This window comes from Brachybacterium sp. UNK5269 (genome assembly GCF_049266655.1).
Lineage (GTDB): Bacteria > Actinomycetota > Actinomycetes > Actinomycetales > Dermabacteraceae > Brachybacterium.
In genome coordinates this window covers 1,682,393-1,695,306 of sequence record NZ_CP184883.1, presented here as the reverse complement: position 1 = coordinate 1,695,306, position 12,914 = coordinate 1,682,393, and the positions used below count along the sequence as shown (strand labels likewise).

Here is a 12,914-nt window from a genome sequence, read left to right as displayed (position 1 = left end):
CACGTCCCGTGACGACATGCTCGCGGCTCTCTCGGATGCACTTGAAGCCGACGGGATCGAACATGAAGTTGCCGGTCTCAGTGACGCGCTCGCCGCCGCCCTCGACGCCCAGATTGCGATGGCGCGGTTCCACACCGGCGATGGCACCTGGGAAATTGTTCTCGAAACGATAGCTGTGTTCCTGACAAGCGCCCAACGTGGGCCGAAGGCGCCCCCCCCCATCGCGTACCAGGTGATGAACGGTTCAAGCCCCACGACCTTGCAAGCTCGCCTGAGCGCTCTTCGAGAGCGTCTCTCCGAGGCTGGGTCCATTCGGGAGGTGATCGAGGTAGCGGCGACGGCACACGACGCGCTCGGACTACCGCAGAAGTCGGGCGCCTGGCAGCAAGCAGCCACCCTGCTCTCGGTGATGTACGCGCGAGCGGCACGTACGAGCAGCGCCCGCGATGACCATCAGATGGTTGCAGCGATCTGTGCGGAAGCCCGTGAGGCGAGTTACGCGGCGCTCACGGACTCGGCGTTGAGCCCGCGGGAGGTTCAACTGATGATCTGACGCCCGGACTCACGCAGAACCCGGTCTGGCCGGAACAGTCTGGACGCCTGGGGGTCAGGGGGTAGCAGGTTCAAATCCTGTCAGCCCGACCGAGGTGAGAGCCGCGACGTCGTCGAGAGATGAGGTCGCGGCTCTTCCGTTCCCCTGCCGACCACGGCCGACCGGACGCCGGCGCTCAGTCCTCGCGCGCCCAGTCCACCCCGTCCAGGGAGAGCTCGCGCGTCATGTCCTCGAGGAAGCGGATCACGACCTCCCGTTCGGCCGGGCTCAGGCGGCGGGCGGCGTGGACGCGGCGGGCCTGCTGGGCGCCGACGGTGCGCATCGCCGAGGCGCGGGTGGCGGGATCAATGGTGACCACAAGGGCGCGCCGGTCGGAGGGGTGCGGGGCGCGGCGGATGTGTCCGGCGCGCTGGAGCCGGTCCAGGAGCTTCGTGGTCGAGGCGCTCGAGATGCCGAGGGACTGGGCGATCGCCCCCGGGGTGGCGAGGACACCGGTGTTCTCGCAGACGATGAGGAAGTGCAGGGCGCGCATGTCGGTCTGTCCCAGCTGCATGAACCTCAGCGAGGCGTCGGTGACCCTCTGCTCGGCGGCGCGCAGCCCGGCGAGCGCGGCCATGAGCTGGTCGATCTGGGCGATGTCCTCGGGGCTCATGTCCGAGCGGTCCACCAGCTCCTCGCGCGGATCGCTCGCGCCGACGCTGTAGACGGAGGGCAGTGCGGAGGCCCGCGCCCCGTCGCCCCGGTCTCTGTCGTCCATGGGGAGCACCCTATCGGGAATATCTGTCCCGCGATATATCTCGCTGGGCGAGAGAAGTGTGCGAGACTGCTCCCGCACCTCCTCCCCGACCGAAGGATCACCATGACGCCTCCGACCGGTTCCGGGTCTCCCACGGAGCACACGCACCGCCGCCGGGTGCCCAGCACCCCGCGGGTGCTGCGCATCGTGCTGCCCGCCCTGCTGATCCTGGTGTGGCTGGTCGCCGCCGGGATCGGCGGGCCCTACTTCGGGCGGGTCGACGAGGTCTCCTCGAACGACCGCACCGCCTACCTCCCCGAGTCGGCGGAGGCCACCCAGGTGCAGGCGCTCACCGAGGAGTTCACGGGCTCCGAGGCGATCCCGGCGATCATCGTGGTCACCTCCGAGAGCGAGCTGACCGAGCAGGACATCGCGGCACTGACCGAGTCGACCGGCGCGCTGGTGGACATCGAGGGCGTGGTCGACGAGGTCTCCCCGCCGATACCCTCCGAGGACGGCCTGGCCGTCCAGGTGTTCGTGCCGATCGACTCCGACGCGGACATCGGCGCCGTGGTCGAGGAGATCGACGCCGCCCTCACCGCCGACGTGCCCGAGGGCCTCACCCCCTACGTCACCGGACCGGCCGGCTTCTCGGCCGATCTGGGCGCGGCCTTCGCCGGTATCGACGGGCTGCTGCTGGGCGTCGCGCTCGCCGCGGTGTTCGTGATCCTGGTGATCGTCTACCGCTCTCCCCTGCTGCCGGTGGTGGTGCTGGCCACCAGTCTGTTCGCCCTCTGCGCGGCGCTGCTGACGATCTGGTACCTGGCCAAGGCGGACCTGCTGCTGCTCAGCGGCCAGACCCAGGGCATCCTGTTCATCCTGGTCATCGGCGCCGCCACCGACTACTCGCTGCTGTACGTGGCGCGGTACCGCGACGAGCTGCGCCATCACCGCCAGAAGTGGCCCGCGACCGTCGCCGCGCTGCGCGGCACCATCGAGCCCGTGCTGGCCTCCGGCGGCACCGTGATCGCGGGCCTGCTGTGCCTGCTGCTGTCGGACCTGAAGTCCAACAGCACCCTGGGCCCGGTGGCGGCGATCGGCATCGCCTTCGCGATGCTCGCCGCGATGACGTTCCTGCCGGCCGTCCTCTACGCCACCGGGCGCGTCGCCTTCTGGCCGCGCCGCCCGCACTTCGACCCCGCCAGCGCGGAGGCCGAGTCGAGCGTCTCGGATCACGGCCTGTGGGGGAAGATCGCCCATGCCGTCGAGCGCCGTCCCCGGCCGATCTGGATCCTCACCGCGCTGGTGCTGGCCGCGGGCAGCATCTTCGCCCTCCAGCTGAAGGCCGACGGGGTGCCCCAGTCCGACCTCGTGCTCGGGGAGTCGGCCGCCCGCGAGGGCCAGGTCGCGCTCGGCGAGCACTTCCCCGGCGGCGCCGGCAGCCCCGTCCAGGTCATCGCCGAGGAGGGCGACCTCCAGCAGGTCGCCGACGTGCTGCTGGCCGACGACGGCATCGACTCCGTCACCGTCACCGCCGAGGACTCCCCCGGCGGCGCCGCCCCCGTCACCGCCGAGGGCATCCAGGCGCAGGGCCCCCCGGGGACCCCCGCCGCCGAGCCCACCGTGGTGGAGGGGCAGGTGCTGGTCCAGGGCACGCTGGTCGACGCCGCGGACTCCGCCGCGGCCGAGCAGACCGTCCGCGACCTGCGCGCCGCGCTGGCCGAGGAGGACGTGGCCGCCCCGGTCGGCGGCGTCACCGCGACCTCCATCGACACCAACGACGCCTCCGCCCACGACCGCGCCCTGATCATCCCGGTGGTGCTGGTGGTGATCCTGCTGATCCTCATGCTGCTGCTGCGCTCGGTGCTCGCGCCGGTGCTGCTGGTGGCCACCACGGTGCTGTCCTTCGGCACCGCCCTCGGGGTCTCCGCGCTGGTGTTCAACCACCTGTTCGACTTCCCCGGCGCAGATCCGGCGGTGCCGCTGTACGGCTTCGTGTTCCTGGTCGCGCTCGGCATCGACTACAACATCTTCCTGATGACCCGGGTCCGCGAGGAGTCGCTGCAGCACGGCACCCGCGAGGGGGTGGTGCGCGGCCTGGCCGTGACCGGCGGGGTGATCACCTCGGCCGGACTGGTGCTGGCGGCGACCTTCGCCGCGCTCGGTGTGATCCCCATCCTGTTCCTCGCGCAGCTGGCCTTCATCGTCGCCTTCGGCGTGCTGCTGGACACCTTCGTGGTGCGCACCCTGCTGGTGCCGGCGCTCGCCCTGGACCTGGGCAAGGTCATCTGGTGGCCCTCGAAGCTCTGGCGCTCCGGGCAGCCCTGAGCCGGGCCGGGGCCGACGCCCCGTTCTGCGGACGTGCCGCAGGACGGGGCGGGCAGTTCCTAGACTGAGCCGATGACCATTTCCTACGCCGCCCCCCACACCCCGCCCGCCGCCTCCTCCGCGCAGCACGAGTACGTCCTGACGGTGGTGTGTGCGGACGGTCCGGGCATCGTCCACGCGGTGACCGGGGCGATCGTCGCCGTCGACGGCAACATCACAGAGAGCCGCCAGTTCGAGAGCGGCGCGACCCATCGCTTCTACCTGCGCCTGCAGGTCGTCACCACCGCCTCGGTCGACGAGCTCGAGGCGGCCCTGGCCCCGGTGGTGGAGCGCTTCGACCTCGACCACCACATCGATGTCGTCGGCCGTCCCGTGCGCACCCTGATCCTGGGCTCGACCGCGAAGCACTGCCTGAACGACCTGCTGTTCCAGGTCGATGCCGGGCACCTGCCGATCGAGGTGCCGCTGGTGCTGGCCAACCACCCCACCCTGGAGCCGCTGGCCGGCTTCTACGGCGTCCCCTTCGAGCACCTGCCCACCCAGGGCGCCGAGCAGAAGGCTGCCTTCGAGGACCGGGTGCGGGAGGCGGTCGCCGAGCACGACATCGAGCTGGTCGTGCTGGCCCGCTACATGCAGATCCTCTCCCCCGAGCTGTGCGCGGAGCTGGCGGGACGCTGCGTGAACATCCACCACTCCTTCCTGCCCGGCTTCAAGGGCGCCAACCCCTACCGCCAGGCGTACGCCCGCGGCGTGAAGCAGATCGGCGCGACCGCCCACTTCGTCACCAGCGACCTCGACGAGGGACCGATCATCGAGCAGGAGGTCACCCGCGTCGACCACACCCGCTCCCCGCAGGAGCTGATGGCGATCGGGCAGGACGCCGAGGTGCGGACCCTGCGCCAGGCCGTGACCTGGTTCGCCCAGTCACGGGTGCTGCTGGACGGCACCCGGACGATCATCTTCCGCTGACGTCGTCCGGGCGCCGGGTCCGGCTCAGAAGACGGGGCGGCCGCCGGTGACGCCGAGGACGGTCCCGGAGACGAAGCTGGCCTCGGCGGGGCTGGCCAGGAACACGAACGCGCCGGCCACCTCGGAGGGCTGGCCCGCGCGGCCCAGCGGCGTGTTGGCGCCGAACTCGACGTAGTCGTCGGTCACCCGCGTCGCCACGTTCAGCGGCGTCCAGATCGGTCCCGGGGCGACGGCGTTGACGCGGATGCCGCGCGGCCCGAGGTCCGCGGCCAGGTTCACGGTGACGTTGTTGATCGCGGCCTTGGTGGCGGCGTAGTCCATCAGCGGCACCGAGGGGTCGTAGGACTGGATCGAGGAGCAGTTGATGACGCTGGCACCGGGGTGCAGGTGCGGGGCGGCCTCCTGGGTGATCCAGAACAGCGCCTCGAGGTTCGTGGTCAGGACCTGGTGCAGGCGCTGCGAGTCGATCCCGGCCAGCCCCTTCGGCTCGGCGCGCCCCCACTGGAAGGCGGCGTTGTTGACCAGCACGTCCAGTCGTCCGAACTCCTCGAGCGTGCGGGTGACCAGGCTCCGGGCGGTCTGCTCCTCGCAGATGTCCCCCGGCAGCAGCAGTGCACGGCGGCCCGCCTCCTCGATCCAGTGCCGGGTCTGCTCGGCGTCCTCCTGCTCCTCGGGCAGGTAGGAGATCGCGACGTCCGCGCCCTCCCGGGCGTAGGCGATCGCCACCGCGCGCCCGATCCCCGAATCACCGCCGGTGATCAGGGCCGACAGCCCGGCCAGGCGCCCATGACCCACGTACGTGCTCTCGCCGTGGTCGGGCACCGGCTGCATCACCGCGGTGAGACCGGGCGGGTCCTGGTCCTGGGGGTCGAACCGGGGCTCGCCGTCCTGGGTGGCGAGCTCGCGGGCTCGCCGGGCGACCTCCGGGGCGAGGGTCTGGTCGGGCGCTGCGGGATGGGTCATGGCGTCTCCTTCGTCACGTCCGGTGCGGTCCCGCCCACCGTAGCGCCCCGGCCCGGTGAGGTCACGGCGCCGAACGACCGGTCGACGGGGTCCGGAGCACCCTCGCGCCTCAGCCCTTGACCCCGCCGGCGGCCGCGAAGCCCTGGCCCAGGGTGCGGCCCAGGAACAGGTACAGGGCCACCACCGGCAGCGAGTAGAAGATCGAGAACGCGGCGAGCTGGCCGTAGGCGACCTGGCCGTACTGGGAGGAGAAGGTGTACAGGGTGACCGCGGCGGGCAGCTTCTCCGGGCTCAGCAGCAGCATGAACGGGACGAAGAAGTTGCCCCACATGTTCACGAGGGTGAAGATCGTGGCGACCGACAGCCCGGAGCGCATCAGGGGCAGCACCACGGACCACAGCGCCCGGTAGACGCCGGCGCCCTCCGTCCAGGCGGACTCCTCGATCTCCACCGGCACCCCGTCCATGAACCCCTTGGTCAGGAAGATCGCGTAGGGCAGGGCGCTGGCGCCGAGGAACAGGATCGCCCCGCCCATCGAGTCGATCAGGTTGACCTGCACGAACAGCGCGTACACCGGGATCATGATGGCGGTGATCGGCAGGCCCGTGGAGAAGATGATGGTCAGCAGCAGCGGGCGCTTGGCCCGGAACCGGTACCGCGAGAGCGGGTAGGCGCACAGCACCGCCGCGACCATCGTGATCACGGTCGCGCCGCCGCAGAGGATCAGCGAGTTCAGCAGCGGCCGGAAGGTGGTCTCGGCGTTCCAGATCGCCCCGAAGTTGCCGAGGCTCCAGTCTTCCGGCCAGGCCACGGACAGCGAGGCCTCGGTGTCGAAGGAGGCCAGCACCACCCACAGCAGCGGCACGATGAACGCGCCGCCGATCAGCAGCATCGCCATGGAGCTGGCGATCGCGGCGCTGCGCTCGCGGGGCCCGCTGCCGGAGCGTCGGGGGGTCGGGGCGGTCGTCCCCGTGGGGGCGACGGTCCTCTCGGTGGTCGCGGTCATCGCTTGTCCTCCTCCGGCAGCAGGCGTAGGTACACCAGGGAGGCGCCGGCACCGATGAGCAGCAGCAGCAGGGCCACGGCGGTGCCGTAGCCGAGCTGTCCGTACGAGAAGGCCTGCTCGTACATGTACAGCGGCAGGGTCTGGCTGCGCTGAGCCGGCCCGCCGCCGGTCATGATGAAGATCAGCCCGAAGACCGAGAGGGTCTGCAGGGTGATCAGCATCAGGTTGGTGGCGATCGCGGGCCGCACCATCGGCAGCGTGATCGACCAGAAGCGACGCACCGGACCGGCCCCGTCGAGCGCCGCGGATTCGTAGACGTCGCCCGGGACCGCGCTCAGCGCGGCCGAGTACACGAGCATCGAGAAGGCGGTGCCGCGCCAGATGTTCGCGAAGGACACCGCAAGGATCGGCAGGGAGACCAGCAGGTCCTGCGGGGGCAGCCCGATCGAGGTGATGATCGCGTTCAGGGAGCCCTCGGCGGTGAAGAAGGTGTACAGCAGGTATCCCGCGACCACCTCGGGCAGGATCCAGGCGGCGATCACCACCGAGGTCATGAGGAACGTGACCACCCGGTGGGCGCGCTCCATCAGCAGCGCGAGCACCATCCCCAGGATGTTCTGGCCGATCACCGCGGAGACCACGGTGAAGATGAGGGTCAGCCCCACCGAGTTCCAGAACCCCGCATCGGTGAAGGCCTCGATGAAGTTGTCGAAGCCCACGAAGCTGGTCTTCGCGGCGCCGGCGCCGCGGATGGCGTTGTCGGTGAAGGCCAGGTACACCGAGTAGAGGATCGGGCCCAGCATGAAGGCGATCAGCAGCGCGAAGGCCGGCCACATCGGGACCGACCGCAGCATGGTCAGGCCGTTGCCGAGCTTCCCGGGCGTGCTGCCGCCGCTGCGCTCCACCGGGGCGGTCTGCTCCGGTGCGGTGGTCGTGGCACTGCTCATGATCCCGCCTCCTGGACGTTCTCCTGGCCGGCGATGTCGATGACCGCCCGGTCGTAGGCCGCGGCCGCGTCCTCCGGGGAGGCGCTCATGGTCATCACGGTCTCCATCGCCTCCTGGATGGCCGAGGAGATCTCGGGATACTCGGCGTAGGCGGGACGGTAGTGGGCGCTCTCCAGGAGTCCGGTGAAGAACGCGGCGGTCGCCGAGTAGGTCTGGTACTCCTCGACCTCGGCGACGTCGGCGCGCACCGTGATGTGGTTGTCGTCGATCGCGCGCTGCACCGAGTTCTCGGTGGTCAGCAGGTACTCGATGAAGCTGCCGGAGGCCTCCGGGTCGGTGGCGTACTGGGGGATCGTCCAGCTCCAGCCGCCGGCCAGGGTGGTGGTCCCCTCTCCCCCGCCGTCCTGCGTGGGCATCTCCACCACCCCCATCGTCTCCTCCCATTCGGGCCAGGGGCTCGGCGCGCCCTCGGTCCAGTTCTGCGAGATCCAGGAGCCGTCGATGATCAGGCCGAGCCGCCCCTCCGGCAGCAGGGAGCTGTAGATGCTCTCGCCGATGTTGGGGTCCAGGCACTGGCCGATCGAGAGGGTGAGATCCTCCTCGAACACGGTGCGCAGGAAGCTGAGCGAGTCGATGAAGCCCTGCGAGCCGACCACCCACTTCTGCGCCTCGTCGTCGTAGAGGCGGTCCTCGGTGCCGTACAGCAGCATCTCGAACCCCTGCATCGAGGCCTTCTCGCCCTGGGGCATGCCGGAGAAGATGAACATCGGGGCGACGTCCTCGCCCGCGGACTCCTTGATGGTGCGGGCGGCCTCGAGGATCTCCTCCCAGGTCGTCGGGGCCCAGTCCTCCGGCAGTCCGGCGTCGGCGAAGACGCCCTTGTGGAACCAGATGCCGCGGGTGTCGGTGTGGGTGGGGACCGCGTAGACGTGCCCGTCGGGCGCGGTGACCGCCTCCCGGGAGGCCTCGGCCACGTCCTCCCAGTGCTCCCAGTCCTTCACGAAGTCGTCGATCGGCTGCAGGTACCCGGCGCCCACGTCGGACATCAGGATGAAGGTGTCCTCGTAGACCAGGTCGGGGCTGGTGCGCGGGGAGGACATCAGCAGCTCGTTCTTGGTGAAGTAGTCGTTCTCGGCGGCCACGATGGGGACCAGCTCGATGGTGCGCTCGGGGAACTCCTTCGAGTACTCGGTCGCGGTGCGCTGGATCCACTGCTCCATCAGGGTGCCGGAGCCGAACTGCTGGAAGGCGATGCGCAGGGTGTCCGGGTCGCGGCCGCCGCCGGAGCAGCCGGCCAGGGCGGTCAGCGGCAGCAGCGTCGCCACCCCGGCGGAGATCCGCAGGAAGCTGCGGCGATCCGGCGCGGGCCGGTGGTGCGGGCTGGGGGGCACGGGAACCTCCTCGTCGAGGGCCATCGATCCCCGACCCTAACCCCTGCGAGGCAGATCACAAAGATCCTGCTCCCGCGCACCGTCCCGCGCGGCGGGAGCGCGCCCTCAGCGGCGGTGGGCGCGGCCGACGCCCTGGGCCCGCTCCGCGTCGGCGTAGCGCATGCCGGGCGGGACCTGGGCGAGGTCGAACCAGGCGGCGGCGCGCGGCAGCAGTCGCACGTCCTGCCAGGGGATCTCGAAGGCGGGGTCGCGCCACATGGTCAGCGCGATCTCCGCGCGGCGGCCCGCGGCGACCAGGATCAGCCGCCGCAGCCGGGAGAGGGGATGCGGATCGGCGCGGCCCGCCTCGGGGATCGTCACCGCGCCGCCGAGCTCGAGCGGCCAGACGGTCTCGCCCCAGTGCAGGGCGGCCCGGTCCGGGGTCCCGGCGAGCACGGCCGGCGGCCGCAGGTCCGCGGCGCCGACCGGGGTGGGGGCGATCGGGGCGCCCCGCTCGAGCACCTCGGGCTGGACCCAGGCGCCGGGCAGCAGCACCCGGCCCTCGACGCTGACGTCCACCAGCAGGGCGTCGGCGAAGGGCTGCAGCGGCACCGAGAGGGCGCCGTCGCGCACCATGTCGCGCCGGGGCACGGCGATCACCCGCACCACGGCATGGTCGCCGGGGCGGTCCGTCAGCGCGATCCGGACGCGGACGCCGGGCAGGGGGGCCAGTCGGCTCATCGAGGCAGGTCCCGGGCCCGGCTCAGACCGAGAGCAGCGTCGGCAGCGCGGCCAGTCCGAACACCACCACGAAGAACACGACGTAGGCGATCACCGCGAGGATCCCCAGCCCGATGATGACCCAGAAGATGATCCAGCCGACCTTGTTCATCGTCCGCGCCGAGGCCGGGTCGGTGTTCATCTGCACCAGCGCGATGATCCCGAAGATCGCCGGGATCATGGCGCCGCAGAGGAAGCCCACCACGATCAGGATGATCGCGCTGGTCTGGATCGAGCTCTGGTCCGGCGCCGCCGGCTGGGGGTGATGGCTCATCGCGGTGCGGGGTGTCCTCGTCGCTCGGTGTGGGCTCGGCGGTCAGTCCGCCAGCGGACGGCCGTGGGCGTCGCGCTCGAAGGCCTGCGCCTTGGCGAGCACCATGATGCCCTCGATGATTCCCCACCAGGCCCCGAGTCCGCAGGTGATCAGGGTGACGACGATCTGGATGATGCCGATGGTGGTGTAGCCCAGCAGGAAGCGGTGCACGCCGAAGCCGCCCAGGAAGATGCCCAGCAGGCCGACCACCAGTCGGCTCGGGGCCGCGCCCGCGGGGGCCGGTCCGGCCGGAGCGGGGCCTCCGCTCGGCGCGCCGTAGCCCGCGCCCTGCGCGCCGGTCCCGGCGCCGTACTGGGGCTGGTTGGTGCCCTGCCCGTAGGGGTCCGAGGCCGAGGGGCCGGAGGACGCGGCGAAGGGGTCCTGCGGAGCGCCCTGCTGGCCGTAGGGGTCCTGCTGGCCGTACGGGTCCTGCTCGCCATACCCGCCCTGCTGTCCGTACTGGCCCTGGTCGCCGGCTGCCGGCTGGCCGTACGGGTCCTGGGGCACGGCGCCCTGCGGGTCGGCCCCCGGCTGGCCGTACGGCTCCTGCTGGCCGTACGGGTCCTGCTGGCCGTACTGCTGCTGGTCCGCCGGCGGCTGGGCCCAGGGGTCCTGCTGCGGGGGCTGCTGCGCGTCGTCGTTCCCCTGGGGGTTCCAGGAGCCGTGGTCGCCGGGGTTGCTCATGGCGACCACGATACGTGGTCACCGGGCGCCCCGGCATCCCCGGTGGCCGGGCTCAGCCGCGGCGCTTCTCGCGGATGCGCACGCCGATCACGATCGGCGAGCCGGTGAAGTCGAAGTCCTCGCGCAGACGGCGCTCGATGAACCTGCGGTAGCCGTGCTCGAGGAAGCCGCTGGCGAAGATCACGAAGCGGGGCGGACGGGTGCGGGCCTGGGTCGCGAAGAGGATGCGGGACTGCTTGCCGCCGCGCAGCGGGTGCGGATGGGCGGCGACCAGGGTGCCCAGGAAGGCGTTGAGGCGGCCGGTGGGGATGCGGCGGTCCCAGGACTCGAGCGCCTTCTCGATCGCGGGCACCAGCTTCTCGGCGTGACGACCGGTCTGGGCGGAGATGTTCACCCGCGGCGCCCAGGCGACATGGGCGAGGTCCTGCTCGATCTCCCGCTCGAGGGTGCGGTGGCGCTCCTCGTCCAGCAGGTCCCACTTGTTGAAGGCCAGCACCAGGGCACGGCCGGACTCGAGGACCATGTCGATAATCTTGAGGTCCTGGGTGGAGATGGGCTCGGAGGCCTCGAGCAGCACCACCGCGACCTCCGCGCGGTCCAGCGCCGCCCGGGTGCGCAGGGAGGCGTAGTAGTCGGCGCCCTGGGACTGGAGCACGCGGCGGCGGATGCCGGCGGTGTCCACGAACGTCCACTCCTTGCCGCCGAGGGTGATCTTCTCGTCGACCGGGTCGCGGGTGGTGCCGGCCTCGTCGTCGACCACCACGCGCTGCTCCCGGGCAAGCCGGTTCAGCAGCGAGGACTTGCCGACGTTGGGCCGGCCCACCAGGGCGACCCGGCGGGGTCCGTGGTCCACCGGCGCGCCGCGGCCCTCCTCGGGCATCGCCGCGACCACGGCGTCCAGCAGGTCGCCGGAGCCGCGGCCGTGCAGGGCCGAGACCGCGTACGGCTCCCCCAGCCCCAGATTCCACAGCGCCGCGGCCTCGAGCTCGCCGCGCGCGTCGTCGACCTTGTTGGCGACCAGCACGATCGGCACCTTCGCCTTGCGCAGCACCTTCAGCAGCTGCTCGTCGGTGGTGGTGATGCCGACGTTCGCGTCGACGATGAACATCACCACGTCCGCGAGGGAGACGGCGACCTCGGCCTGCTCGGCCACGCGGTAGGCCATGCCCTGGACGCGCTCCTCCCAGCCGCCGGTGTCCACCAGCCAGAAGTCGGTGCCGGCCCATTCGGCCTCGTAGAAGACGCGGTCGCGGGTGACCCCGGGGCGATCCTCGACGACGGCCTCGCGGCGGCCGAGGATGCGGTTGACGAGGGTGGACTTGCCGACGTTGGGGCGGCCGACGACCGCCACCACGGGCAGGTTGCGCCGGACCTCGGGGATGACGCTCTCGCCCTCCTCGTCCTCCAGCAGCGCCAGGTCCTCGTCGTCGAGCTCGTAGTCGGACAGGCCCGCCCGCAGCGCGGACTCGATGGCCTGGTCGGTGGGCCCCTCGCCCTGCCCGCCGGGCTGCGCGAGCAGCGGCTGGGCCGGCCCGTGCAGCGCGTCCTCCTGCGCGGACTCGGCCGCGGCGACGAGGTGCAGGATCCGCTCGACGACCTCCTCGATCCCGAGACCGGTGGTGTCCACCGCCTCGACGCCCTCGGCGGCGGTGAGGAACTGCGAGACCGTGGAGTCGTCGCGGTCGCGGCGCAGCACCTGGTCGGCCATGCGGGCGCGGGTGTCCTCGCTGTCGACGAGGTCGAGCTCGGCGGCGCGGCGGCGCATCCGCTCCTCGTCCGAGGCGGTGAGCAGCACCCGCACATGCGCATCAGGGGCGACGACGGTGGTGATGTCGCGGCCCTCGGCGATGCCGAAGCCGCGCTGGGCGGCGGTGGCGAACAGCAGCTCGCGCTGGCGGCGCTGCAGGATCGCGCGCACCAGGGTGTTGGTGGCGACGCGGCTGACCTGCTGGGAGATCCGCTCGGTGCGGATCTGCCCGGTGATGTCGGCGCCGTCGACGACGACGGTCGCGCCCTCGGGGTCGGTGCCGAGCTGCAGGTCGAGCTGCTCGGCGACCTGTGCGACCGCCTCGCGGTCCGCGAGGTCGATCCCGTGCTCGAGGCAGTACCAGGCGACGGCGCGGTACATGGCGCCGGTGTCGACGATGCCGCCGTCGACCGCCGCGGCGAGCAGGCGGGAGACGGTGGACTTGCCCGATCCGGCCGGTCCGTCGATCGCGATGGTGATGCCCGGGGACGGGTCGTGCGGCGCGCTGGTGTGCATCC

The 12,914-nt window shown here is 71.6% G+C and carries 12 protein-coding genes; 3 read left to right on the top strand and 9 right to left on the bottom strand.

The window, feature by feature from the left end; translation table 11 throughout:
• The first annotated feature begins 16 nt into the window (after window positions 1-16).
• Window positions 17-553 (top strand): hypothetical protein, encoded by a 537-nt coding sequence (locus ACOJUI_RS07785; RefSeq protein ID WP_422117487.1) that lies wholly within the window; start codon window positions 17-19, stop codon window positions 551-553.
• 175 nt (window positions 554-728) lie between these two features.
• On the opposite strand, the gene ACOJUI_RS07780 is transcribed toward ACOJUI_RS07785, so the two are convergent.
• Window positions 729-1,310, bottom strand: a complete 582-nt coding sequence (locus ACOJUI_RS07780) for a MarR family winged helix-turn-helix transcriptional regulator (protein WP_422117486.1) — start codon at window positions 1,308-1,310, stop codon at window positions 729-731.
• 102 nt (window positions 1,311-1,412) lie between these two features.
• Between ACOJUI_RS07780 and ACOJUI_RS07775 the strand changes: the two genes are divergently transcribed.
• Window positions 1,413-3,617: an MMPL family transporter gene (locus ACOJUI_RS07775; RefSeq protein WP_422117485.1), complete on the top strand. Its 2,205-nt coding sequence runs from the start codon at window positions 1,413-1,415 to the stop codon at window positions 3,615-3,617.
• A 72-nt stretch (window positions 3,618-3,689) separates the two neighbouring features.
• Window positions 3,690-4,586 (top strand): formyltetrahydrofolate deformylase, encoded by an 897-nt coding sequence (locus tag ACOJUI_RS07770; protein WP_422117484.1) that lies wholly within the window; start codon window positions 3,690-3,692, stop codon window positions 4,584-4,586.
• Between the two features lie 24 nt (window positions 4,587-4,610).
• Here the strand turns inward: ACOJUI_RS07770 and ACOJUI_RS07765 are convergent, their stop codons facing one another.
• The 8 genes from ACOJUI_RS07765 to der all read right to left on the bottom strand — a co-directional run bounded on the left by ACOJUI_RS07765 (window position 4,611) and on the right by der (window position 12,912).
• Window positions 4,611-5,549, bottom strand: coding sequence for an SDR family oxidoreductase (locus ACOJUI_RS07765; RefSeq protein WP_422117483.1), 939 nt, complete (start codon window positions 5,547-5,549; stop codon window positions 4,611-4,613).
• A 109-nt stretch (window positions 5,550-5,658) separates the two neighbouring features.
• A complete protein-coding gene (locus tag ACOJUI_RS07760) occupies window positions 5,659-6,555 on the bottom strand; it encodes a carbohydrate ABC transporter permease (protein ID WP_422117482.1) in 897 nt (298 codons plus the stop codon).
• Window positions 6,552-7,502: a carbohydrate ABC transporter permease gene (locus ACOJUI_RS07755; protein WP_422117481.1), complete on the bottom strand. Its 951-nt coding sequence runs from the start codon at window positions 7,500-7,502 to the stop codon at window positions 6,552-6,554. The genes ACOJUI_RS07760 and ACOJUI_RS07755 overlap by 4 nt, the downstream gene beginning before the upstream one ends.
• Window positions 7,499-8,893 (bottom strand): extracellular solute-binding protein, encoded by a 1,395-nt coding sequence (locus tag ACOJUI_RS07750; protein ID WP_422117480.1) that lies wholly within the window; start codon window positions 8,891-8,893, stop codon window positions 7,499-7,501. Before ACOJUI_RS07750 ends, ACOJUI_RS07755 begins: the two co-directional genes overlap by 4 nt.
• A gap of 105 nt (window positions 8,894-8,998) precedes the next feature.
• A complete protein-coding gene (locus ACOJUI_RS07745) occupies window positions 8,999-9,613 on the bottom strand; it encodes a hypothetical protein (RefSeq protein ID WP_422117479.1) in 615 nt (204 codons plus the stop codon).
• Between the two features lie 22 nt (window positions 9,614-9,635).
• On the bottom strand, window positions 9,636-9,926 hold the full coding sequence (locus ACOJUI_RS07740) for a hypothetical protein (protein WP_422117478.1): 291 nt from the start codon (window positions 9,924-9,926) through the stop codon (window positions 9,636-9,638).
• Between the two features lie 42 nt (window positions 9,927-9,968).
• Entirely contained in the window at window positions 9,969-10,649 is a 681-nt protein-coding gene (locus ACOJUI_RS07735) for an NINE protein (protein ID WP_422117477.1), read from the bottom strand.
• 52 nt (window positions 10,650-10,701) lie between these two features.
• Entirely contained in the window at window positions 10,702-12,912 is a 2,211-nt protein-coding gene (der, locus tag ACOJUI_RS07730) for a bifunctional cytidylate kinase/GTPase Der (protein ID WP_422117476.1), read from the bottom strand.
• Window positions 12,913-12,914 lie beyond the last annotated feature (2 nt).